Source organism: Streptomyces toxytricini, from assembly GCF_014649915.1.
Taxonomy (GTDB): Bacteria; Actinomycetota; Actinomycetes; order Streptomycetales; family Streptomycetaceae; genus Streptomyces; species Streptomyces toxytricini.
Window position 1 is genome coordinate 188,842 of record NZ_BMTY01000005.1, and the last position, 21,898, is coordinate 210,739.

Consider the following 21,898-nt stretch of genomic DNA (forward strand, 5'->3'; position numbering starts at 1 on the left):
GGTACTTCGTGCCTTCCGGGGGCCCGACAGGCTGTGCCGGCTCTGCGAGGATGCCCCTGACCTGACCGCAGTGACGAACGACAGCGCCGAGGCCCAGGGCCCTGTGAGGGGATCCTGCCCCTATGGGGAGCAACGCCGTGACCACCGTCCGACGGATCGCCCTGCTGACCGCGGCCTTAGCCGCAAGCCTCCTGCTGACCGGATGTTCCGACAGCGGCGACCAGCTGAAGACCACCGCCGCCGCCACGGTCTCCGAGGCTGTCAGCGCGGTCGAGGTGGCCGACGCCCGCCGCGGATCCATCAGGATCACAGCCGGCGACGGTCCCGGGGTGACCGTCCACCGCACCGTCCACTACCGCGACGCCGCAGAGCCCAAGCCCAGGCAGGGGGTCACCGGGGGAGTGCTGACCTTCACCAACGGCTGCGACAACTGCTACGTCGACTACGAGTTGCAGGTTCCGGCCGCAGCCAAGGTCACCGTGGGGAACACCAGCGGAGCGATCGAGGTCACCGGTGTCAGGGCTGCCGAGATCAGGGCCAGCTCCGGCGAGGTGAAGGCCGAGGCAATCGCGGGGCCGCTCGCGGTCGAGACCTCCTCCGGCTCCGTCACGGGCACCGCGCTGGCCGGCCCGAGCGCCGTGGTCCGCACCGACTCGGGCACGACCCGGCTGGACTTCGCCAACGCCTCTTCGGTCGAAGCGGACACCGGGTCCGGCAGCGTGACGCTGAAAGTCCCGGGCGGTCCGTACAAAGCCGACGTGACCACCAGCTCCGGCAGGCGCGAGGTGAAGGTCCCCACGGACCCGGCCGCGGCGTCCACGCTCACTGTCAGGGCCACCTCCGGCGACGTGACCATCTCAACCCCCTGAGCGGAAGCCCGCTTCCGCTCCCAGGCCGCGGAGGGGTCGGGGCCGCCGGGCGGCCACGCGGACGCCCGGCGCCTTAACGGCGGGTGAGGGGGAGGACGCCGACCGTTTGGCCGCCTGAGGCTTCGCCTGTGAGGCGGAAGCCGAGGTTGAGGTAGAACGGCTCCGGGGTGCCCGGGCCGGGTTCCCACGTCACGTAGGCGTGGGACGCACCACGGCGGGCCAGTTCCGCCGTGACCGCCTCGACCGCGAAGCGGCCGTAGCCCTTGCCCTGGTGGGCGGCGGATATGTTCAGGCGCCAGATGCCGGAGCGGATGTCCGCCGGGTCCTTCTCCGGATTCCACGCAATGTCCAGGAACGCCATCACGAAGCCGACGACCTTCTCGCCGTCGACGACGGCGCGCGGCCAGGCGGCCGGTCCGTGGACGTACGCCTCGGCAAGCGACTTGACCACGGGGGAGACCAGGTGCGTCTGGTCGGGGCGGACTTCGACGGCGCAGACGGCGTCGAAGTTGGCGGCGGTCACCGGTTCCAAGCGCAGATGTGCATGTGCGGCAGTGCTCATGGGCGCACCCTATCCGGGCCCCCGGTAGGGGTGTTCACGGCGACGGGTCGTCATGGTGGCGCACTGCGACAGGGGTTCGCCGCGTACGCGGGGAGCCTTGTCAGCGGGCCGTCAGGGTCCAGGCAAGGCAGGCCAGGGCGATCGTGCAGAGGAACGTGCGCCGGCGGTTCGCGGGGACCCAGCGGGACTCGAAGGCCCGGCGGACGGCCGCCGGGTCGGGGACGCGGTCCGCCGGGCCCGCCTGTTCCAGGGCGTTGTTCAGCGGGATGTTGGTCCGGCCGGTCACGGCGAGGGCGAGGGCGTACGCGATCAGTGCGGCCGTCAGCGGGGCGGTCACCCGGCCGGCGCCACCGCCCGCGAGGTGCAGTGCGAGCGCGAGACCGGTGAAGAGGAGGGCGCCGAGGAAACCGGTGAGGAACCAGCCGTTCACGATCGCGGTGTTGATGCGCTGCATCACCTCGATGAGCGTGCGGTCGTCGCAGCGCTTCAGCGCCGGCATCACCGACACGTCGAAGGCGAAGAACAGGCCCGCCATGAGGCCCGTCGTGACGGTGGCGGCGATGAGCGAGGCGAGTGCTGCGAGTTCCACGTCCGTATCCCCCTTGGGTGCTGATCGTAACGGCGCGGCGCGGGTGCTGTCGTGGGCTGCGCGGGGGCCTGTTCTGGGGTCGGGCGCCGTGCTGAAAGGCCGTAGCCTGGCCGTGGAGCGCCGGGTGAGGGCATCCGGCATCGACCGGCAGGAGGCTGGGCGTGCTGACCGCACTGGACGGGGCGTACGGGGACCGCGCGGACGCGGTTGTCGTCGCCGGACGGGCCGCCTCGTACGAGGAGCTGCTCGCCGCTGCGCGCGCGGTCGCGGCCGACGTGGCGGGGGCGCCGGCGTTCGCCGTGACCGCGACGGCGTCCCTGGAGACGGTCGCCGCGGTGGTCGGCGGGCTGCTGGCGGGGGTGCCGTTCGTGCCGCTGCCGCCCGACGCCGGCCCGGCGGAGCGGGAGCACATCCTGAAGGACTCCGGGGCCGTCACCGTGGACGTGGACTTCGCGCGGCGGGCAGCCGCAGCCCCGGCCGGTGCGGGCGGGGGACCGGATGGTCCGGCGCTCGTGCTGTACACCTCGGGGACGACCGGGGCGCCCAAGGGGGTCGTCCTCACCCGTGCCGCCATCGCCGCCGACCTCGACGCCCTCGCCGAAGCCTGGCAGTGGAGCGCCGACGACACCCTCGTCCACGGGCTGCCGCTGTTCCACGTGCACGGCCTGGTGCTCGGTGTCCTCGGGGCGCTGCGCACCGGAAGCCGGCTCGTGCACACCGGGAAGCCGACCCCCGACGCGTACGCGGGGGCGGGTGGCAGCCTGTACTTCGGGGTGCCGACGGTGTGGTCCCGGATCGCCGCCGACGCGGAGGCCGCGGGCGCCCTGTCCGGGGCGCGGCTGCTGGTCTCCGGGAGCGCAGCCCTGCCCGCGCCGGTCTTCCGGGACCTGGAGCGGCTGACGGGGCTGAGGCCCGTGGAGCGGTACGGGATGACGGAAACCCTGATCACGGTCAGCGGTCGGGCCGGCGGGGAGGTGCGCCCCGGCACGGTCGGCACCCCGCTGCCCGGCATCCGCACCCGGATCGCCGCCGAGCCCGGCGCGGAGATCGGGGAGCTCCAGCTCACCGGGCCGACGCTGTTCTCCGGATACCTGGGGCGGCCGGAGGCCACTGCGGCCGCGTACACCGGGGACGGGTGGTTCCGTACGGGCGACATCGCCGCCGTCGACGAGGACGGGGTGCACCGGATCGTGGGGCGGGCCTCCATCGACATGATCAAGTCCGGTGGGTACCGGATCGGCGCCGGGGAGATCGAAAACGCCCTGCTGGACCACCCGAAGGTGCAGGAGGCGGCGGTCGTCGGGGTGCCCGACGCGGATCTGGGTCAGCGGATCGTGGCCTTCGTCGTCGCCGAGGGAGTGACCGGCGCCGAACTCACCGACTTCGTCGCCGCCCACCTGTCCGTGCACAAGCGGCCCCGAGAGGTCCGCTTCGTGGCGTCGCTTCCGCGGAACGCGATGGGCAAGCCGCAGAAGAAGCTGCTGCTCGCCGGCGAGGCCGGGCCCGCGTCGCAGTAGTTCGCTTCACTTATCGGAACTTTGAGTCGCTTCAGTCGCTGCCGGCGCCGGTGCAGGGGCTTGACCTGCGGTTCCGTGCAGGGACCGAAAGCAGGAGGGACCGGCCGCGGCGGCGCCGCCGCGCCCGGTCCCTCAGGCGCCGACCGGCTGCGGGTCGTGGCCGGCCTCGCGCTCCACCGCCGCCCGGAGCTCGTCCACGTCCAGCCCGAGGGTCTCCGCGTAGTGCTCCAGCATGTCCTCCAGGGGCTCTCCGACCTCGCGCCAGTCCTCCCACGCGTCCCGCCAGGCCACGTGCTGCTCGTCGGTCCACTCCTCCACGCCGGCGAGCTCCTCCTGGAGGCGCTTCACGATGTCGTGTGCCGCGTCGTACGCCCATTGGAGGTCGACCAGTTCCTCCATGTGGTCCGGCAGTTCGCTTTCCATGCCGAAATGCTAAACGGCCCCGCAACTCGCCTGTGCTACAAGGCAGTTACACCTACTTCAGGCCGTTACGAAAGAACCGGCCATCCGGTATGGTTCCGCGTCGTGCGGGGGACGCCGGCCGGCGGGCGCCCGCACACCGATCGGGCACGGCTTCAGTCGAAGGCGAGCAGGGGGGCGCATCGGATATGCAGGCACAAGTGGTGATCATCGGCGGGGGGCCGGTCGGGCTGCTCATCGCGGCCGAACTGGCCGGGTACGGGGTCGACACCGTGGTGCTGGAGGCGCAGGACGCGGTGTCCGAGCGGCCCAAGGCGACGACCCTCCACGCGCGGGCCGTGCAGTGCCTGGCCCGGCGCGGGCACCTCCCGGAGCACGTGCCGCTGTCCGCGGGCGGCGCCGGCTGCGGCTGCCCGTTCCACTTCGCCGGGCTGCCCGGCCTGGTGATCACGGCGCCGGAGGGCGAGCCGGAGCCCATCCTCAAATGGCCGCAGGCAGAGCTGGAGCGGCTCTTCGAGGCCCGGGCCCGCCAGGCCGGCGCGCGGATCCTCCGCGGCCACCGGGTCGCGGAGATCCGCCAGACGCCGGCGCCGTGTGCGGGGTCGGAGGGCGCCGCCGAGGACGGGGGAGCGGTGACCGTCAGAGCCGAGGGGCCGCACGGCCCCCTGACCCTGACAGCCCGCTACGCGGTCGGTGCGGACGGCGCCCGCAGCACGGTCCGCGAGCAGGCGGGCATCACCTCCGAGACGCACCCCGCGACCGTCTCCGCACTCACCGGCACCGTCCGCCTCCGCGACGGCGCCCTCGCCGACGGCTGGCACCGCACCCCGCACGGCTGGATCGTCGCCAAGAGCGATCCGCACACCGGCGACACGCACATCCGCACCCTCAACTGCGCGGGCGCCCACAGCGAGCGCCACCTGCCGCCCACCCTCGACGAGCTGCGGCGGGAGGTCGCCTGGATCGCCGGCCGCCGCATCGCGATGGACGAGCCGCGCTGGCTCGGCCGGTTCAGCGACTTCGCCCGCCTGGCCGGGAAGTTCCGCCGGGGCCGCGTTTTCCTCGCCGGGGACGCCGCGCACGTGCACTTCCCGATCGGCGGCCAGGGCCTGAGCACCGGAGTGCTGGACGCCCTCAACCTCGGCTGGAAGCTCGCCCTCGCCGTCCACGGCCAGGCGGGCCCCGGCCTCCTCGACAGCTACGACCGCGAACGCAGGCCCGCCGCCCGCCGGGTCCTCGACAACACCCGGGCCCAGCTCGCCCTGATGCGGCCCGGCCCCGAACTCGACGCCCTCCGCGGGCTCTTCGCCGCCCTGCTGTCGGCGGACCGCGACGCCGGACTCCTGCGGAACATGATCAGCGCCCAGGACACGGTCCTCCCCGGCTGCACCGGACGCACGCCCTCCGGAGGCGGGACGTTCCTGCCGAACGTCGCGCTCCACACCGAGCAGGGGGAGACCGACGTGATCGGGCTGCTCCAGGAGGGCCGGCCACTGCTGCTGCTCTTCGGGGACGGGGGCGGCGTACACCCGGAGACGGCCCGCGACTGGGAGGGCGTCGTACGCGTGGTCCGCGCGCGCCCCGTGCCCGAGGTCCCGTACGAGGCGCTGCTCGTGCGGCCGGACGGGTACGTGGCCTGGGCGCCGGGTGGGGAGGGGCTGGAGGCTGCGCTGTCGGCGCACTTCGCCGCGCCCGCCCGGGCGGTCCTGCCCTGACCGGTCCCGCGCCTGCCATACGGAACCGGAATGGGAAGCGGAACCGGAATTGAAACTTCCGGAGGGTGTGCGGACGGGGCCCGCCGCACGGTCGCGGCGGGCCCCGTCGGCTCCGGGCGGCAGGTCCGAGCCCGGTCCGGGCCCGGACCGGGCCCGGTCAGACAGGCGAGGGCACCCCGACCGGTTCCGTCACCTCCGAGGCGTGCCGCTCGGCCCAGTTCTCCAGCGCCGTCCGGCAGGCGTGGTCCAGGTGGCGCAGGCCGCCGAGGTGCAGTTCGACGGGCCTGTCGTGCGGCAGCGACTCCAGGGTGTCGAGGATCTTCGGCAGCCGCAGGAAGGTGGCGTTGCCCGTCAGGTGGGCCTGGATCGGGCCGGCGCCCTTGTCGACGACCTCGACGCGGACGTGGGAGGTCTCCCACGCCGTCTTGGCCACGGCCAGTGCGAGCCCGACGAGGACCCCCTCGAACATGCCCACCGCCACGATCGCGACGGCCGTGGCCACCAGGACGACGGCCTCCCCGCGGTGCTCCCGCCACAGCGACCCGATCTCCCGTACGGGGATCAGCTTGCCGCCGGCGTGGACCAGGACGCCCGCCAGCGCGGCCACCGGAATGACCCCGAGGGCGGCCGGCAGCAGCGCCGCGAACAGCAGCAGCCACACGCCGTGCAGCACGCGGGACGCCTTGGTCCGCGCGCCCGCCTGCACGTTGGCGGCGCTGCGGACGATGACCGCGGTCATCGGCAGGGCCCCGAGCAGCCCGCAGACGGCGTTCCCGGCGCCCTGGGCCATGAGCTCCTTGTCGTACTCGGTGCGCGGCCCGTCGTGGAGCCGGTCGACTGCGGCGGCGCAGAACAGGCTCTCCGCCGAGGCGATCAGGGCGAAGGCGAGGACGGTGCCGACGGCGCCGATCCCGGCGAGCTGCGCGAAGTCGCCCGCGCCCGGCGGGTCCACCGCGTCCAGCAGCCCCTGCACCTCGACCTTCGCCACCGGCAGCCCCAGCAGGTACACGGCCGCAGTGGCCAGCCCCACCGCGGCCAGCGGCCCCGGCACCGTCTGCACGGCCTTCGGGAGCCGCTTCCACAGCACCAGCACGGCGATGGTGCCGGCGCCGACGGCGAGCGCGGCCGGCGAGGCGGCGGAGCCGAGGGCTCCGGCAAGTGTGCCCGGCAGCTGGAGGATCTTCTCCAGCCCGCCGGAGGGTGCCTTGACCTCGGCCATCGCGTACAGCTGGCCCGCGATGAGGACCAGCCCGATGCCGGCGAGCATGCCCTCGACGACCGCGAGGGAGATGGCGCGGAAGAACCGGCCGAGCCGCAGCGCGGCCATCAGCATCTGGAGCAGTCCGGCCGACAGGACGAGCACGCCGAGCGCGGCCACCCCGAACTCCTGGACGGCTTCGAAGACGAGCACGGTCAGGCCCGCGGCCGGTCCCGACACCTGGAGGCTGCTGCCCCGCATCGCGCCGGCGACGAGCCCGCCGACGATCCCGGTCACCAGGCCGAGCTCGGCGGGCACTCCGGAGGCGACGGCGACGCCCACGCACAGCGGGAGGGCGACGAGGAAGACGACGACCGAGGCCCCGAAGTCGCGGGCCAGGTCCGACGGGTGGGGCAGCCGCCGTCCGGCGGTCTTGTCGTGCGCGCTCACAGGGCGAGGAAGGCGTCGGCGTCCGGCTGGTGGGCCAGTACGGAACCGGTGTGGACCTCGTAGAACCAGCCGTGCAGCCGCAGTCGGCCGTCGGCGAGGCGTGCCGCTGCGCTCGGGTAGGCACGCAGCCGGTCGAGCTGGTCCAGGACGTGCGCCTGGACCGGGCGGGAGAGGTCGGCCGGCGCGGCGTCGGCGCCGGCCGGGAGGGGAGTGGCCTGCTCCAGCCACTCGCGGACCGCGGGCACGGCCGTGAGGTCGTCCCCGCGTGCCATGGCGCCGACGGCGCCGCAGTGGGAGTGCCCGCACACGATGACGTCGGAGACCTCTAACACCTCGATGGCGTACTCGATGGTGGCGGATTCGCCGGCGGGGTGCGGCTGGTCGTACCGGGGGACGATGTTCCCGGCGGTGCGCAGCTCGAACAGCTCACCGGGCCGGGCCCCGGTGATCAGTGAGGGGACGACCCGGGAGTCGGAGCAGGTGATGAACAGGGCGTACGGGGACTGGCCGGAGGCGAGCCGGCTCAGTTCCTCCGGCTGCACGGCGAGCTCCGGGAAGGCGCGGGCGTGCTCGATGAGGTGTTGCATGTCATGCCTCCTGATGCGTCTGAGGGCGCGTCGGTGTGACGTGTGCTGTGAAGTGAGTAAGGAGTGACTCAAGGGGCGCTAGAGGATGGAATGAGTCCGAAAAACGTCGGTACGTGTGGCAGGCAGGTTGCGTTCCGAGCGCGTCGGTTGCGTTCCGAGCGCGTCGGAACGCCGTGCCGAGGGGCGTGCGGAAGCAGCGCGGGGCGGTGGGCCGCCGACGCGTTCCGGTGCACCCGTTCCGGCGTTCCGGCGTACGGGCAGCGGGGCGCGGGGTGCGGGCGTACGGCGGCACGCGCCGCGGCAGGGTACGGCGGAGCGGGGCGGGGTCAGCCGCCGGGGGCGGGCGCCGTGGCGCGGTGCACGGCGCTGTTCAGCAGCGGAAGGCCTGGATCGCCGCGAGGCGTCTCGACCCCGACATGCGGGCCGGCACGCAGGGGCCGGATGTGTCGGCGGCGGCTGCGGGCCTTTCACGGTCCGCCGGGCGGTCGCCGCTCCGGCCGGGCCGGTCCACGCCGGTGGATCCGGAGCGGACGGCGTTGCGGCAGTGGCTCGGGGCGGACTTCGCCGCGGGCGCGGCCTCGTCGCACAGCGGGGTCTCCGTGCCGACGGCGAGCGCCGGCAGGGGGCGGCTTTCGGGTGCCCCGTCACCGCGGGCGAACAGCAGGGCCAGAAGGGTGGCGGCCAGTGTCGCCAAGAGGAACCGGCCGGTTCGGGATCGTGTCACGGCTCGGCTCCTCCCACGGCAAGAGTCGGTGCACACAACGGCGGACCGGGGGTGCGGTGGCCGCCCCCTGACGGTGACGCTAGCACCTCAACCTTGAGTGGAATGTTAACCGGACGTGACCATAGCCCCTCAGGAGTGGCCGGATCCTGAAGGGTCGGTGACTGTCGCCCGCCGCCCCGGAGAGGGCCCGAGCGGAAGGCAGTTGGGCGCGGCGGCCGGAGCGGCCGCGGTCGCCCCCGCCGGGCCGCGGCGTACCCCGGTCCCGGCGGCGGCGGTCGTCAGGCGGCGCCGGCGGGCGTGGCCTCGCGGGCGGCGGTGAGGTTCTCCAGGGCCTCCGCGTACACGGCGGCGCCCCGGTGCTCCGACAGGTCCAGCGAGGCGAGCACCGACGGGATGACCACGCTCGGCAGGACGTGGCGCATCAGCGCCGACACCCGGCCCACCAGGTCCTGGTACTCGCAGATCGCCTGCGACATCGACTGGATGCCCGCGAAGGACCCCACGATGACGTCGGCCGTCTCGGACGGCACGACGTGCGGCAGCAGCTCGCCCTGGGCCTGCGCCCGCTGGAGCAGCTCCAGGCCGACCTCGCCCCACCGCAGGAACGGACCGCTGCGGTCCAGGCCCTGGGCCAGCTGGTCCATCGACAGGCGGACGCCGGCGCGCACCATCGGGTCGGTCTGGAGGCGGTGGGCCTGCAGCATCACCACGTCCACGATCTCCTGCATCTTGGACGCGCGCGGCGGGACCGAGAGCTGCTGGTCCTGTTCGGCGAGGACTCCCTGCGCGAGGTCTTCCTTCGACTGGAAGTGGAAGTACAGTGCCCCCTTCGTCACCCCTGCGGTGGTGAGGATCTCGGAGATCGTCGCCGCCTGGTAACCGCGCTCTTCGAAGATCTTGGCCGCTGCGGAGAGGATCGTCTTGCGTGTGCGGATGGCACGGACCTGCTCAGCCACGTGGCACCTACCTCCTCGGGTTAGGCGAACCGATGAAGGCTCAGAAAAAACCGTCCAGTTCGTATTTTACAAAGCGTAACGGCTCCGAGGACCCCGCACCACTAACAGGTGTAACTTTCAGTCAAGTTGGGACGCCCATGATCCTTGTGACCGGCGGCAGCGGCGCGATCGGCCGCGAAGTGCTCCGCCTCCTCCCCTCCGACGTGCGCGTTCGCGTGATGGCCCGGGTGCCGGAACGCATCGCGGGAGCGCCCGCGGCCGCCGAGGTCGTCCGCGGAGACTTCGGCGATCCGCGCTCCGTCGAAGCCGCCCTGGCGGGGGCGGACGCGGTCTTCCTCGTCACCAACCGTGTGGAGGAGGATGACGGCCGGTTCCTGCAGGCCGCGCGGTCGGCCGGCGTGCGGCACGTCGTCAAGCTCTCCGCCGCCGCGGTCGAGGACCCCCTCGCCGACGACGCCGTCACCCGCTGGCAGCGGCGCAACGAGGAACTCCTGCGCACCTGCGGCACGGCCTGGACCCTGCTGCGCCCCCGCTCCTTCATGTCGAACGCGCTCTCCTGGGCCGGGTCCGTCCGCGAACAGGGGGTCGTACGGGCCCTCCACGGCCGCTCGCCGAACTCCTGCGTCGACCCCCGGGACGTCGCCGAGGTGGCCGTTCGGGCGCTCACCGGGCGGATACCGCCGGGCGGGGCGCACACGCTGACCGGCCCGGAGGCGCTCACCGCCGCCGGGCAGACGGCCGTGCTCGCCGGGCTGCTGGGGCGGCCGCTGCGCTTCGAGGAGCTGGGCGCGGAGCGGGCGCGTGCCGCGCTCGCCGCACGCCACCCCGCGGAGGTCGTCGAGGCGCTGCTGAAGAGCGCGGAGCGGCAGCGGGCCGGGGCGAAAGCCGGGGTGGACGGTACGGTTCCGCGCCTGCTGGGGCGGCCCGCGGGTTCCTTCCACCGGTGGGCGGCCGACCACCTGGCGGCCTTCGCCGGCGGGTGACGGCCGGACGGAGGGCGCGGAGGGCGCGGAGGGCGCGGAGGGCGCGGAGGGGGCTGCGGGCGCGGCGGCGCCGCTCCGGGACCGGCCGGGCCGTCACGACTCGTGGCGGCCCGCCCTGACCGTGGAGGTGAAGACGGCCTCGCCGGCCTGGAGGGCCGTCACCACCACGGTCTCCTCCCCCTCGGGGCCGGTGTGCGGGGCGCGCACCGCCTCGATCATGCAGGGGGCGTCCAGCTCCGCGTACTTCGTGAACTCGCTGGCCAGGCCGAGGGGCAGGTAGGAGGAGCGGCCGAGCGCGGCGGCCGTGGCCTGGCGGGCGGCCTCCAGCAGGACCATGCCCGGCACGTGGTCCACCGCGTGCTCGAACAACACGGGGTGGCTCGTGTCCACGCGCAGCTGCCAGCGGTCCTGCTCGCCGGTGGGCGAGAGCACGACGTCCATGGGCGACATGCGGCCCACGCTCTGCGGGGCCGCCGGGCTGATCAGCGGCAGCCGGTACCAGTCGCCGTCGAGGGTGTGGCCGCGTCGGATGCGGCGGTAGACGGCGGGCGCCATGCAGGAGAAGGAGCCGCCGCCGGTGGCGACGACGTGGCCGTCCCGGTGCAGCACCGCCTCGAAGCGCAGACCTGACAGAGCGGTTCCGCGCCGGTTGACCTCCGTGCACGTGACGTCGATCGTCAGTGCAGCGGGTTCGAGGCCGACCCGCAGGTGCCGGGGCTCGACGTCGATGAAGATGTCCCGGATGGCGAAGTGGTGGCCGAAAGGCACGCCGAACTCGGCGTGTCCCAGCAGGATTCCGATCTGGCGGACGGTCTCGCAGGCGATCAGCGGGTCGTGGTATCCGCCGGCGACGGGGGTGAAGAAGCTGTGGCCGCGCGGCCACTGGGCCGCCATCACGAAATGGGTGTCGTCCACCCTGGCCCAGTCGGTGAGCACCACCTCGGCGACGGCCGAGCGGTGCACCAGCTCCTTCGGGACCGTCGTCGTCAGAGATGTGGAGAAGGAGCTGCCGGGCCGGGCGGCGAACGCCGCGAAGGCCCCCCTCGTGTCTCCGTCGAACGTGGTGCGCTCAACCTGGAACGTGCTCGCAGACATCGATCCCCCCTGGGTCCGTTTGAGAGCGAGTCGGGTACGGGTTGCCCTTGGCCGGGAAAACTACATACCAACCGGTTTAATTTCTAGTGGCTGTCGGAGTGCGTTGCCGAAATTGGCGGAGGCGTTGACTCCGAGTTGCCCGCTCCTTGCCTGCCAGTTGGACCCCGTCCGGCGTTTCCGCTGGTCGCTGTGGTGTGGGGGTGAGGGAGGGGGATGAGTCGGCCCTGAGTGGCCCTTGAGGGGACCTCGAATGGAGATTGCCGTGACGGGAGGGCGGGCCTGTCCGAACTGCGCCCTTGTGGCCGGTTGCCTGCCGCCATGCAGTAAAAACCGCTCGGGCGGTTTGTTAGAGTCGTCGTCAGTTGGGGCTGCTGGCCTGCCCCCTTCCGTGCGCCGCGGCTTCCGAGCACGACTCCGGTCCGTCTTCGGCGAGCACGGCACCCCCCGGCACTGACGGAGCAGTCGATGACCAAGCAGGAGCGCGCCGTCCGCACGCGTGGAACCCTGATCCGGTCCGCAGCCGAGGTCTTCGGCAGAGAGGGGTACTCGGTCGCCTCGCTCGCCGCCATCAGCTCACTGGCCGGGGTGAGCAACGGGGCCCTGCACTTCCACTTCGCGAGCAAGGCCGTCCTGGCCGACGCCGTCGAGGCCGCCGCACTCGCACGCCTGGCGGATCTGGTCGGCGGGCCGCTCCCGCCGCCCGGCAAGGGTCGGGTGCAGCACCTCGTCGACACGACCCACCGCCTCGCCGGCGCCCTGCGGACCGACCCCGTGCTGCGGGCCGGCTTCCAGCTGGCCGGCGAGTCCTCCCGCCCGCCGCGGCACGACCTGCGCGGGCACTGGCGCGCCTGGGTCGAGGAGGCGGTGCGCGGCGCGGAGACTGCGGGCGAACTCCGCGCCGGGGTGGCGGTGCGGGACGCGGCGGCCGCCGTGGCCGCCGCCACCACGGGCCTGGAGGTCCTCGGCGTCCGCGACGCGGAATGGCTCTCGGCCGCCGCGGTCGCCGGGCTCTGGCGGCTGCTGCTGCCGGCCCTCGTCCCGGAAGCGGTCGTCGAGGGGATCGAGGTCGCCGGAGGCTGCCCGCTGTAGAGACCCTCCGGTCTGTTTCAGGCGGGACGCGGCATGATTCCGGTGGGATGCGGGTGTGGTCCACAAGGTCGCCACCTGGCCGTATGCCAGTGAACTGACCGCCTGAACAGGCAAGTTGAGCGGTCCTCAAGCATGACGACGGGTCAAAACAGCACGGTCGGTTTTGTATTGACAAACCGTCGGACCTGTTTTTTACTGAGTGCGGCTCATCCACGAACCAGGGGAGTACGGCGTGGACATCGAAGTACTGGGCACACTGGCGGTTCGGGAACAGGGCGTCTCCATTACGCCGACCGCCCCCAAGCCGCGACAGGTTCTGGCGCTGCTCGCGCTCCATGCCGACCAGGTCGTCCCGGTCTCGGCCCTCATCGAGGAGCTGTGGGCGGGCACCCCGCCGCGCAGCGCCCGCACCACCCTCCAGACGTACGTCCTCCAGCTGCGGGCCCTCATCGCCGCCGCCCTCGACCAGGCCGCGGCCCGGTCCGCCGAGAGCGGCTCCGACGGGCACCCCGCGGAGGGCGGCGCGGCCGCAGCCCGGCGCACCGCCAAGGACGTCCTGGTCACCCTGCCCGGCGGCTACCTGCTCAACAGCGGCGGCGGCACCAGCGACGTCCGCGAGTTCGACCGCCTCGCCGGCATGGGCTACCGCGCCATGGACGCGGACGACTTCCCCGGCGCGGCCCGGCTGCTCCGCGAGGCGCTGTCCCTGTGGTCCGGCCCGGCCTTCGCCGACGTCCAGGGCGGCGTCCAGCTCGACATGGAGACGCGGCGGCTGGAGGAGACCCGGCTCTGCGCCCTCGACCAGCGCATCGAGGCCGACATGCGCCTCGGCCGGCACCGCGAGCTGCTCGCCGAGCTCACCGTCCTCGTCAGCCGCTACCGCACCCACGAGAACCTGCACGGCCAGTTCATGCTGGCCCTGCACCGCTCCGGCCGCCGCGGCGAAGCCCTCGACGTCTACCAGCGGCTGCGCGCCACCCTCGTGCGCGAGCTCGGCATCGAACCCTCCGCGGCCCTGCGCAGACTGCAGCGCTCCATCCTGATGGCGGCCCCGGAGAACCAGCTCGACAGCGCCGCCAAGGCGGCCAGCGAGCGGCTCGTACGCGTCGGCTGACATGGCCGGCGCGCGCAGGACCACAGCCGGGGCCACGGGCGCCGCGGCCGGGACCGCGGGCAGGACCGCGGCCGGGACCGCAGGCAGGGCCGGGGCCGCGGGCAGCGCGGGCAGGGCCGGCGGCAGGACCGCGGTCCGGGGAGGCGGAGCCGTGCAGGAGAGGTCGGAGCGCACCCGCCGGCGGCTCGTCCGGGCCGGCGCCGAGATGTTCCACCGCAACGGCTACGCGCAGTCCACGCTCGGCGACATCGCCCGCACCGCCGGCGTCACCAAAGGCGCCCTGTACTTCCACTTCGGCTCCAAGGACGAACTCGCAGAAGCAGTCCAGCAGCGCGGCGCAGCCCTGCTCGGCGACACCGTGCGCGAGCTGCGCGCCGCCGGGGCCTCCCCGCTGCAGGCACTGGTCACCACCACGCACTGGCTGGCCCGCGCCCTGCACGACGACCCCGCCGTCCCGGCGAGCTTCCGCATCACCAAGGAGTGCACCGGCCGGCCCGCCGGAACCGCGGACTTCCACCGGGCGTGGCTCGGCGCCGTCCGCACCCTGCTGCGGCAGGCCCGCGACGCCGGCGAACTGCGCCCCGGCCTCGGCTGGGAGAGCGCCGAATCGCTCGTCGCCGCGGCCGCCTGCGGCATCGAGGCCCTCGCCGCCGCCGGCATGCCGAACGACGAACTGCGCAGCAGGGTCGCCGCCATGTGGGAGCTGCTGCTGCCCGGCCTCGTCCCCGGCACCGCCGCCGCGTACGCCGTCCACCCGCCGGGGGAGGAGTCGGCCGGGCCGTCCGTGCCCGCGACGGCGCCGCGCCGCCCCGGTACCGCCGAACCCCTGGAGTGCCGCCGATGACGACCGGTGAACACCCGCTCCCCGACGCCGCCGCCATGCCCGCTGCCGTGGCGGCCGGCGCGCCCGTGCCAGACGACGTCCTGGCCGACGTCGTCGGCGTCCTCGGCGACGTCCTGCGGATCGACGCCGCCCGGATCGACCCGCGGCAGACCTTCCAGTCCCTCGGCATGGACTCCCTGCTCACCGTCGAACTCGTCGCGGTCGTCAACGCCCGCCACGGCACGGCGATCCTGCCGACCGACCTCTACGACCACCCCACCCCGGAGTCGTTCGCCGCGCAGGTCGCCGCGGAGCTTCACCGGGCGGCCGCCCCCCGCCCCGGCCACGGCTCCGGCCGCCTCCCGGCGGACACGCCGCCGGCCCCCGCGGAAGCAGGCCTGCCGCCGTCCCCGCCCGCCGGAGGGGTCGCCGAGGTGCTGCGCGAGCAGCTCGCCGCCGTCCTCGGCTGCGACGTGTGGGAGATCGGCCCCGCCGCCGACTTCACCGGCCTCGGCCTCGACTCCGTCCTCGGCGCCGAGTTCGTCGCCACCCTCAACCGCACCTTCGGCCTGCGGGAACGCGCGGTCGTCCTCTACGACCACCCCGACCTGGCCGCCCTGTCCGAGCACGTCGCCGCAACCCTGCGGGCCGCGCCGCGCACGCCCGCCACCCTCGGCGCGCGCGAGCTCGACGTCCTCCTCGACGCCGTGCGCGACGACCGGCTCACCGTGGACGAGGCGCTCGTCCTGCTGTCGCGGCACGGCTAGCAGAAGTCGCGTCCGGATGGACGAGAGGGAGATCCTGACCCGGTTCCGCGACGGGACCCTGGACCGCGGACAGGCCATGGCCCTCCTCGCCGGGGTCGTCCCGGCGGCCGTGCCGGTCGCCGCCGGAGCCCCTGCCGCACCTGCCGCCGCGGCCGCACCGGCCGTTCCGGCAGCGGCGCCGTCCGGTCCCGCCCGCGCCACCGCCGCCCGGACACCCGCCGCGCCCGCCGTGCCGTGCGGCGGGGAGGCCGGCGCCGTCGCGCCCGTCGCCGTCGTCGGCATGGCCCTCCGCCAGCCGCAGGCCCCCGACACCTCCGCCGTGTGGCGGCAGCTGCGCCGCGGGCACTCCACCGCCTCCGGCCCGCCGCCCGGCCGGACGGCCACCGGCACCGGCCACTACCTGGACGCCGTAGAGGACTTCGACGCCGAGTTCTTCGGCATCGACCCCGCCGAAGCCGCGCTCACCGACCCGCAGGAACGGCTCTTCCTGGAAACCGCCTGGGAGGCGCTGGAAGACGCCGGCTGCACCGGCAGCCGCCTCGACGCCCTGCGCACCGACGACGGGACACCCCGCAGCCTCGGCGTGTACGCGGCCGCCGGAAGCGGCGAGTACGCACTGCTCGCTGCCGCCGCCGCGGCCGGCGAGCGGGACGGCGGCCGCCCGGCGCCCCGCCCCGACACCTGGAACCTCGCCAACCGCGTGTCCGCGCTGCTCCACCTGACCGGCCCCGGCCTCACCCTCGACACCGCCGAGTCGTCCGTCCTCGTCGCCCTCCACCACGCGCTGGCCGCCCTGCGCCGCGGAGAGTGCCGGGCGGCCCTCGTCGGCGGCGTACGGCTGCTGCTGCACCCCTCCGGCCGGCCGCCCGGAGCGGGCGAGGCCGTCGGCGCCGTCGTGCTGAAGCCGCTCGAACGGGCCCTCGCCGACGGGGACACCGTGCACTGCCTGATCCGCGGCAGCGCCGTCGGGCACGTCCCCGCCGGACCCGGCGCGGCCGGCGGGCCCGCGGAGCGGCTCGTCCGGGCCGCCCTCCGCGAGAGCGGGCCCGGTACGGCCGCGGCGCCGCCCGTGGAGGACGCCGCCTCGGTGGCCGCCGCCGTCGGCGCCGCCGGGGCCGCCACCGGCATGGCCGTGCTCGCCCGGGCCGTCCTCCTGCTGCGCCACGGCACGCCGCTTCCCCGGCCCGGCCGGGAGCCGGCCGAGGACCCGGATCCGGCCGGCACGGCGGGCCCGGTGCGTGCCGCGGTCTTCGTACGGGGTGCGGGCGGCGTGGAGGCGTACGCGGTCCTGGAGGAGTACGCCCCCGAGCGGGCCGCACCGCTGCCGCAGGCCGCCGAGACCGTACGGGTACGGACCCGCGAGCGGGCCGGGGAACCGGGCGGGCAGGAGGCCGAGCTGGTGCTGCTCTCCGCACCCACCCCGGCCCATCTGGCCGCCACCGCCCACCGTTTCGCCGCCTTCCTCACCGCCCCCGGCCCGCGGCCCGGGCTGGCCGCCCTCGCCCGCAGCCTCCGCACCGGCCGCGCCGCCATGCCCTGCCGGTACGCCGCACTCGCCACCGACACCGACCGGCTGGCCCGGCGGCTCGCCGGCCTCGCCCCCGAGGACGCGACGGACCTGCGCCACGGCGGCGCCGACCCGCTGCGCCTGGGCGCCGTGCCCGAGACCCGCGCCTACCTTGCCGCCCTGTGGGCGGGCCGCCGCCTGGACCAGCTCCGCGACCTGTGGCTGGCCGGCGTCGACGTGGACTGGGCCGCTCTGGAGCAGGGCCGGTCCGGCGCGGGGGCGGTGGTCGTCCCGCTGCCGCCGTCGGCGTTCCTGCGCAGCACCCACTGGCTCGGCGGCGGCCCCACCCGGTAGCACCCACGGGCGCGGCCCGTGCCGAACACCCGCCGCGGGGCGGCGGACCGGACCGGGCCGGACCGCGCCCTGTTTTTCCCGTACTCGATGGCGAACCGCCCTCGAGTCGCCTTCCGCGGGCCTTCCGGGCGTCGTCCGGTCTTTTTCCGGTTCCCGAACCGGATAACTCTTCCGGGGTGTCGGGCTGCTCCGCCGTGTGGCTTGCCGGTAGAGAATCGGACGGGAAATACCGCACGATTATCCGAGGGGTGCTCAGGGCCTGTCCGAATTGACGGTCGGGGAAAGTCCCCACGACGGATCGGCGAGCGCCTTCGCTGCCCGCCTGCCGACATCCGGAACCCGCTGCGGCAGGCGCGGGCGGGCCGTCGCGCCGGACAGCTCCTGGAGCCGCCGCAGCAGGACCTGCTGCTGTCGGCCCAGCACCGCGATCCGGTCGCCCAGCAGTGCGATCTCCCGCCGCAGCGCCGGCAGCTCCGCCTCCGCATCCGCGTACGCCGCCGGATCCGGGCCCGCGTACGCCGCCGCGGCCGGGCCCGGGGCCGCCAGCGAGGGGGCGTGCCGCAGGATCTCCTCCATCCGGCCGTGCAGCGCCGGCCCCGGCTCCACGCCGAGCCCGTCGACCAGCCGCCGGCGGGCGCGCTCGTACACGCCGAGCGCCTCGCCCTGCCGGCCGCACCGGTACAAGGCCAGCATCAGCAGGTCGTAGAACCGCTCCCGCAGCGGATGACGGGCCGTCAGCCGCTCCAGCTCGCGCACCGCATCGGCGTGCCGGCCGCAGCGCAGCCGCGCCTCGTACAGCGTCTCCAGCGTCGTCAGCCGCAGCTCCTCCAGCCGGTCCGCCTCGCCCGCGCAGATCGGCCCCCGCGCCCCGCCGTCCAGGGCCGGCCCCCGCCACAGCGCGAGCGCCGACCGCAGCAGGCCGGTCGCCCGGTCCGGGTCCTCGGCGAGGAGCGCGCGGCCCTCCGCGGACAGCAGCTGGAAGCGCTGCGCGTCGCTCGACGCGCCGTCCGGCCGCAGCAGGTAGCCCAGCGGATGCGTGCTGATCCACTCCGCCGCGTCGCCGTCCGGGCCGGCCGGACCCTGCGGCAGCAGCCGGCGCAGCCGCGCCACGTGCGCCTGCAGGGCGTTCGCGGCGGACGCCGGGGGCCGGTCGCCCCACAGCTCGTCGATGAGCCGGTCCGCGGCCAGCACCTCCCCGGCCCGAACGACGAGCGCGGCGAGCAGCGTCCGCTGCTTCGGGCCCGACGGCACGACCCGCGCCCCGGTCCGGCCGTCGTGGACCTCCACCGGGCCCAGGATGCGGAACTCCACCCCGCTGCCGCTGTACGCGCCGAATTCCATGCTGCCTCCTCCCGGAGATCCGGTGGGATGCGCGCAAAAACCGACCCCGGTTCGGAATCTAGCAGCTCGAACGGGCGCTGCAAGCACCGCCGTCGGAGGCCCGCTCGATGCCTGCTCAAGAATTCCGGGACATTGTCCGGGGCCGGGCTACCGTTCCCGTTCGGAGTCTGAAAATCGATGGGACTCGACAAACAGGCGGAGGAATCCATGAAGATTCAGGTTCTGGGTCCGTTGAGTGCCGAAGTCAACGGGGCGTCGATTGTTCCGACGGCCGGCAAGCCGCGGCAGATCCTGGCGCTGCTCGCCCTGTACCCGGGCCGCGTGATGCCCGTGCCCACCCTGATGGAGGAGATCTGGGGGACCAACCTGCCCCAGAGCGCGCTCACGACCCTCCAGACGTACATCCTCCAGCTGCGCAGGCGGCTGGGCACCGCCATGGGCCCCGGCACTCCCGGCAGCGCCAAGGACGTCCTCGCGACCCGGCACGGCGGGTACCTGCTCCAGGTGCAGCCGCAGTCCGTGGACGTCCACGAGTACGAGACGCTCGTCTCGGGCGGCCAGAGCGCCTTCGAGGCGGGCGACGACGAGCAGGCGGCCGACATGCTGCGCAGGGCCCTCGCCATATGGCAGGGCCCGGCCCTCGTCGACGTGCGGGTCGGCCCGATCCTGGAGATCGAGGTCATGCGGTTGGAGGAGAGCCGCCTCGTCACCGTCGAGCGGCGCATCGACGCCGACCTGCGGCTCGGCCGGCACACCGAACTCCTCGCCGAGCTCGCCGAGCTGATCGCCCGGCACCCGCAGCACGAGGGCCTGCACTCGCAGGCGATGGTCGCGCTGTACCGCTCGGGCCGCCAGGCCACCGGGCTCGACGTCTACCGCAGGCTGCGCGCCCGGCTGATCGACGAGCTGGGCGTGGAGCCGTCGCCGCAGCTGCAGCGGCTGCACCAGGCGATGCTGACCGTCGACCCGGCCCTCGACGTGGTCGCCGGACCGCGCCGGGTGTCCACCTTCGACCTGTACGCCGCCTAGGGGCCCGGCGCCCGCAGCCGCTGCCTTCCCCCTGCGCCTGCCCCTGCCGTGCCGCCGTACCGGGCCGCGCGGTGCCGGTCCAGCAGGCGCGCAGCGGGGTTCGAGCAGGTCTCCAGCGGCTTCCGCGAGGGTCGGGACGACATCGCGGAACGGGGAGGGTGGAGATGGCGGTACGACTGCACTGCTTCGCGCACGCAGGGGCCGGGGACTCCGCGTTCCGGCGCTGGAGCCGGAGCACGGGCAGCGGCGTCGACACCATCGCCTGGCCGCTGCCCGGCCGTGACAGGCGTCGCCGCGAGCCGCGCGTCACCACCCGAGAGGCGCTCCTCGCCGACCTGGGGCCGCTGTTCGAGCACATCGCCGACGAGCCCGGTGTCCCGTACGTCCTGTACGGGCACAGCCTCGGCGCGACAATCGCCTACACCGTCGCCCGCGCCCTCCGGCAGACCGGGCTTCCGCAGCCCGCGCTGCTCGCCGTCGGGGCCTGCCCGCCGCCCGGCACGCCCGCCGTGCTCGCGGCCGCCGCCGAACTGCCGGACGCCGAACTCCTCGCCGTCCTCGACCGATACGGCGCCGCACCGCCCGACACCCGCCCCGGCGACGTGTGGCACCGGCACGTCATGCCCGTCCTCCGCGACGACCTGCGCCTCGCCCTGTCGCTGCGCGCCGCCGCCGACGGGCCCGTCGACGTACCGCTGCTCGCCGTGGGCGGCGCCGACGACCGCCTCGCCGATGCGGACGCGCTCGCCGCGTGGGGGGACTGGACCACCGGCCGGTTCGTGCAGCGGACCCTGCCCGGCGGCCACTTCTTCGTCCGCGACCGCGAGCTGCCGCGCCTCCTCGGCCGGGCCGCCCGCGTCGTCCGGCGCGCCCGCACACAACAGCAACAGCAACAGCAACAACAGCAACAGCAGCAGCAGGATCGGGAACAGGGAGGGACGCGATGAGACGCGTCGTCATCACCGGCATCGGAGTCGTCGCCCCCGGCCGGCCCGGCACCCGGGAGTTCTGGTCGCTGCTGACCGAGGGGCGTACCGCCACCCGCGCGGTCAGCCTCTTCGACGCCTCCTCCTTCCGCTCCCGCGTCGCCGCCGAGGCCGACTTCGACCCCCTCGCCCACGGCTTCACCGCCGAGGAGTCCGCGCGCCTCGACCGGGCCGCCCTGTTCGCCCTCACCGCCGCCCGCGAGGCCGTCGCCGACGCGGGCGCCGCCCTCGACCCCGTCCGCACCGGCGTCACCCTCGGCAGCGCCCTCGGCTGCACCACCGGGCTCGACGCCGAGTACGGCGTCGTCAGCGAGCGCGGCACGCGCCGCCTCGTCGACCACACCAAGGCCGTCGCCCACCTGCACGACTACCTCGTTCCCAGCTCCATGGCCGCCGAGGTGGCCCGCGCCGCCGGAGCCCAGGGGCCAGTCGCGCTCGTCTCCACCGGCTGCACCTCCGGCCTCGACGCGATCGGGCACGCCGTCGACCTCGTCCGCGAGGGCAGCGCCGACGTCATGCTCGCCGGCGCGACCGAAGCGCCCATCACCCCGATCACCGCGGCCTGCTTCGACGCGATCCGCGCCACTTCCACCCGCAACGACGACCCGGCGACCGCCTCCCGCCCCTTCGACGCCACCCGCAACGGCTTCGTCCTCGGCGAGGGCTGCGCCGTCCTCGTCCTGGAGGAGTACGGGCACGCCCGCCGCCGCGGCGCGCACATCTACGCCGAGATCGCCGGTTTCGCCTCGCGCAGCAACGCGTACCACATGACAGGACTGCGCCCCGACGGCGTCGAGATGGCCGCCGCCATCACCGCCGCCCTCGACGAGGCGCGCCTCGCACCCGACCGGATCGACTACGTCAACGCGCACGGCTCCGGCACCAAGCAGAACGACAAGCACGAGACCGAGGCCTTCAAACGGGCCCTCGGGCAGCACGCGTACGAGGTGCCCGTCAGCTCCATCAAGTCGATGATCGGCCACTCCCTCGGTGCGATCGGCGCACTGGAGGTCGCCGCCTGCGCCCTCGCCATCGAGCACGACACCGTCCCGCCGACCGCGAACCTGCACGAGCCGGACCCCGCCTGCGACCTCGACTACACCCCGCTCACCGCCCGCTCCCGGCGCACCGACGCCGTCCTGACCGTCGGCAGCGGCTTCGGCGGCTTCCAGAGCGCGATGATCCTGACCGACCCCGGACTCACCCCGAAGGCCGAGGACTGA

The 21,898-nt window shown here is 74.5% G+C and carries 21 protein-coding genes; 12 read left to right on the top strand and 9 right to left on the bottom strand.

The window, feature by feature from the left end:
• The first annotated feature begins 137 nt into the window (after positions 1 to 137).
• Complete coding sequence (locus IE170_RS08280; protein ID WP_229884644.1) at positions 138 to 869, top strand: DUF4097 family beta strand repeat-containing protein; 732 nt, start codon at positions 138 to 140, stop codon at positions 867 to 869.
• 73 nt (positions 870 to 942) lie between these two features.
• Here IE170_RS08280 and IE170_RS08285 read toward each other — a convergent pair whose 3' ends face one another.
• Both IE170_RS08285 and IE170_RS08290 read right to left on the bottom strand, forming a co-directional pair.
• Positions 943 to 1,431 carry a GNAT family N-acetyltransferase gene (locus tag IE170_RS08285; RefSeq protein ID WP_189808640.1) on the bottom strand — a complete coding sequence of 163 codons (489 nt, stop codon included), beginning with the start codon at positions 1,429 to 1,431 and terminating at the stop codon, positions 943 to 945.
• A gap of 100 nt (positions 1,432 to 1,531) precedes the next feature.
• Complete coding sequence (locus IE170_RS08290) at positions 1,532 to 2,020, bottom strand: anthrone oxygenase family protein (RefSeq protein ID WP_229884645.1); 489 nt, start codon at positions 2,018 to 2,020, stop codon at positions 1,532 to 1,534.
• 161 nt (positions 2,021 to 2,181) lie between these two features.
• On the opposite strand from IE170_RS08290, the gene IE170_RS08295 reads away from it, so the two are divergent.
• The gene (locus IE170_RS08295; protein WP_189808642.1) at positions 2,182 to 3,537 is read left to right on the top strand and encodes an AMP-binding protein; all 1,356 of its coding nucleotides are present in this window, start codon (positions 2,182 to 2,184) and stop codon (positions 3,535 to 3,537) included.
• A 132-nt stretch (positions 3,538 to 3,669) separates the two neighbouring features.
• Here IE170_RS08295 and IE170_RS08300 read toward each other — a convergent pair whose 3' ends face one another.
• Positions 3,670 to 3,960, bottom strand: a complete 291-nt coding sequence (locus tag IE170_RS08300; RefSeq protein ID WP_189808643.1) for a hypothetical protein — start codon at positions 3,958 to 3,960, stop codon at positions 3,670 to 3,672.
• A gap of 185 nt (positions 3,961 to 4,145) precedes the next feature.
• Between IE170_RS08300 and IE170_RS08305 the strand changes: the two genes are divergently transcribed.
• The gene (locus IE170_RS08305) at positions 4,146 to 5,672 is read left to right on the top strand and encodes an FAD-dependent monooxygenase (protein ID WP_189808644.1); all 1,527 of its coding nucleotides are present in this window, start codon (positions 4,146 to 4,148) and stop codon (positions 5,670 to 5,672) included.
• A gap of 157 nt (positions 5,673 to 5,829) precedes the next feature.
• Here IE170_RS08305 and IE170_RS08310 read toward each other — a convergent pair whose 3' ends face one another.
• The 4 genes from IE170_RS08310 to IE170_RS08325 all read right to left on the bottom strand — a co-directional run bounded on the left by IE170_RS08310 (position 5,830) and on the right by IE170_RS08325 (position 9,587).
• Positions 5,830 to 7,320: a SulP family inorganic anion transporter gene (locus tag IE170_RS08310; protein WP_189808645.1), complete on the bottom strand. Its 1,491-nt coding sequence runs from the start codon at positions 7,318 to 7,320 to the stop codon at positions 5,830 to 5,832.
• Positions 7,317 to 7,907, bottom strand: a complete 591-nt coding sequence (locus IE170_RS08315) for a carbonic anhydrase (protein ID WP_189808646.1) — start codon at positions 7,905 to 7,907, stop codon at positions 7,317 to 7,319. The genes IE170_RS08310 and IE170_RS08315 overlap by 4 nt, the downstream gene beginning before the upstream one ends.
• Before the next feature lie 370 nt (positions 7,908 to 8,277).
• Positions 8,278 to 8,631, bottom strand: coding sequence for a hypothetical protein (locus IE170_RS08320; protein ID WP_189808647.1), 354 nt, complete (start codon positions 8,629 to 8,631; stop codon positions 8,278 to 8,280).
• 278 nt (positions 8,632 to 8,909) lie between these two features.
• On the bottom strand, positions 8,910 to 9,587 hold the full coding sequence (locus IE170_RS08325; protein ID WP_125542817.1) for a ScbR family autoregulator-binding transcription factor: 678 nt from the start codon (positions 9,585 to 9,587) through the stop codon (positions 8,910 to 8,912).
• A gap of 137 nt (positions 9,588 to 9,724) precedes the next feature.
• On the opposite strand from IE170_RS08325, the gene IE170_RS08330 reads away from it, so the two are divergent.
• Positions 9,725 to 10,570: an NAD(P)H-binding protein gene (locus tag IE170_RS08330; RefSeq protein WP_189808648.1), complete on the top strand. Its 846-nt coding sequence runs from the start codon at positions 9,725 to 9,727 to the stop codon at positions 10,568 to 10,570.
• Positions 10,571 to 10,663: 93 nt separating this feature from the next.
• On the opposite strand, the gene IE170_RS08335 is transcribed toward IE170_RS08330, so the two are convergent.
• Positions 10,664 to 11,665 (bottom strand): ScbA/BarX family gamma-butyrolactone biosynthesis protein, encoded by a 1,002-nt coding sequence (locus IE170_RS08335; RefSeq protein WP_189808649.1) that lies wholly within the window; start codon positions 11,663 to 11,665, stop codon positions 10,664 to 10,666.
• A gap of 465 nt (positions 11,666 to 12,130) precedes the next feature.
• Between IE170_RS08335 and IE170_RS08340 the strand changes: the two genes are divergently transcribed.
• The 5 genes from IE170_RS08340 (at position 12,131) to IE170_RS08360 (ending at position 17,319) form a co-directional block, all read left to right on the top strand.
• Positions 12,131 to 12,754, top strand: a complete 624-nt coding sequence (locus tag IE170_RS08340) for a ScbR family autoregulator-binding transcription factor (protein ID WP_189808650.1) — start codon at positions 12,131 to 12,133, stop codon at positions 12,752 to 12,754.
• Between the two features lie 232 nt (positions 12,755 to 12,986).
• Positions 12,987 to 13,868 (top strand): AfsR/SARP family transcriptional regulator, encoded by an 882-nt coding sequence (locus IE170_RS08345; protein WP_189808651.1) that lies wholly within the window; start codon positions 12,987 to 12,989, stop codon positions 13,866 to 13,868.
• A gap of 151 nt (positions 13,869 to 14,019) precedes the next feature.
• Positions 14,020 to 14,712 (top strand): ScbR family autoregulator-binding transcription factor, encoded by a 693-nt coding sequence (locus IE170_RS08350; protein WP_189808652.1) that lies wholly within the window; start codon positions 14,020 to 14,022, stop codon positions 14,710 to 14,712.
• Positions 14,709 to 15,458 (top strand): acyl carrier protein, encoded by a 750-nt coding sequence (locus tag IE170_RS08355; RefSeq protein ID WP_223855661.1) that lies wholly within the window; start codon positions 14,709 to 14,711, stop codon positions 15,456 to 15,458. Before IE170_RS08350 ends, IE170_RS08355 begins: the two co-directional genes overlap by 4 nt.
• A gap of 16 nt (positions 15,459 to 15,474) precedes the next feature.
• Positions 15,475 to 17,319, top strand: coding sequence for a beta-ketoacyl [acyl carrier protein] synthase domain-containing protein (locus tag IE170_RS08360; protein ID WP_189808653.1), 1,845 nt, complete (start codon positions 15,475 to 15,477; stop codon positions 17,317 to 17,319).
• A gap of 252 nt (positions 17,320 to 17,571) precedes the next feature.
• Here IE170_RS08360 and IE170_RS08365 read toward each other — a convergent pair whose 3' ends face one another.
• The gene (locus IE170_RS08365; protein ID WP_223855662.1) at positions 17,572 to 18,660 is read right to left on the bottom strand and encodes an AfsR/SARP family transcriptional regulator; all 1,089 of its coding nucleotides are present in this window, start codon (positions 18,658 to 18,660) and stop codon (positions 17,572 to 17,574) included.
• A 207-nt stretch (positions 18,661 to 18,867) separates the two neighbouring features.
• Here IE170_RS08365 and IE170_RS08370 point away from each other — a divergent pair, with 207 nt between their 5' ends.
• The 3 genes from IE170_RS08370 (at position 18,868) to IE170_RS08380 (ending at position 21,898) form a co-directional block, all read left to right on the top strand.
• A complete protein-coding gene (locus IE170_RS08370) occupies positions 18,868 to 19,689 on the top strand; it encodes an AfsR/SARP family transcriptional regulator (RefSeq protein ID WP_189808654.1) in 822 nt (273 codons plus the stop codon).
• Between the two features lie 164 nt (positions 19,690 to 19,853).
• Positions 19,854 to 20,636, top strand: a complete 783-nt coding sequence (locus IE170_RS08375; protein ID WP_189808655.1) for a thioesterase II family protein — start codon at positions 19,854 to 19,856, stop codon at positions 20,634 to 20,636.
• Positions 20,633 to 21,898 carry a beta-ketoacyl-[acyl-carrier-protein] synthase family protein gene (locus tag IE170_RS08380; RefSeq protein ID WP_189808656.1) on the top strand — a complete coding sequence of 422 codons (1,266 nt, stop codon included), beginning with the start codon at positions 20,633 to 20,635 and terminating at the stop codon, positions 21,896 to 21,898. The genes IE170_RS08375 and IE170_RS08380 overlap by 4 nt, the downstream gene beginning before the upstream one ends.

Coding starts and splice junctions, on each gene's coding strand:
- IE170_RS08375 (WP_189808655.1), top strand. CDS start 19,854: ATGGCGGTACGACTGCACTGCTTCGCGCACGCAGGGGCCGGGGACTCC.
- IE170_RS08340 (WP_189808650.1), top strand. CDS start 12,131: ATGACCAAGCAGGAGCGCGCCGTCCGCACGCGTGGAACCCTGATCCGG.
- IE170_RS08285 (WP_189808640.1), bottom strand. CDS start 1,431: ATGAGCACTGCCGCACATGCACATCTGCGCTTGGAACCGGTGACCGCC.
- IE170_RS08380 (WP_189808656.1), top strand. CDS start 20,633: ATGAGACGCGTCGTCATCACCGGCATCGGAGTCGTCGCCCCCGGCCGG.
- IE170_RS08315 (WP_189808646.1), bottom strand. CDS start 7,907: ATGCAACACCTCATCGAGCACGCCCGCGCCTTCCCGGAGCTCGCCGTG.
- IE170_RS08365 (WP_223855662.1), bottom strand. CDS start 18,660: ATGGAATTCGGCGCGTACAGCGGCAGCGGGGTGGAGTTCCGCATCCTG.
- IE170_RS08335 (WP_189808649.1), bottom strand. CDS start 11,665: ATGTCTGCGAGCACGTTCCAGGTTGAGCGCACCACGTTCGACGGAGAC.
- IE170_RS08370 (WP_189808654.1), top strand. CDS start 18,868: ATGAAGATTCAGGTTCTGGGTCCGTTGAGTGCCGAAGTCAACGGGGCG.
- IE170_RS08305 (WP_189808644.1), top strand. CDS start 4,146: ATGCAGGCACAAGTGGTGATCATCGGCGGGGGGCCGGTCGGGCTGCTC.
- IE170_RS08355 (WP_223855661.1), top strand. CDS start 14,709: ATGACGACCGGTGAACACCCGCTCCCCGACGCCGCCGCCATGCCCGCT.
- IE170_RS08330 (WP_189808648.1), top strand. CDS start 9,725: ATGATCCTTGTGACCGGCGGCAGCGGCGCGATCGGCCGCGAAGTGCTC.
- IE170_RS08360 (WP_189808653.1), top strand. CDS start 15,475: ATGGACGAGAGGGAGATCCTGACCCGGTTCCGCGACGGGACCCTGGAC.
- IE170_RS08300 (WP_189808643.1), bottom strand. CDS start 3,960: ATGGAAAGCGAACTGCCGGACCACATGGAGGAACTGGTCGACCTCCAA.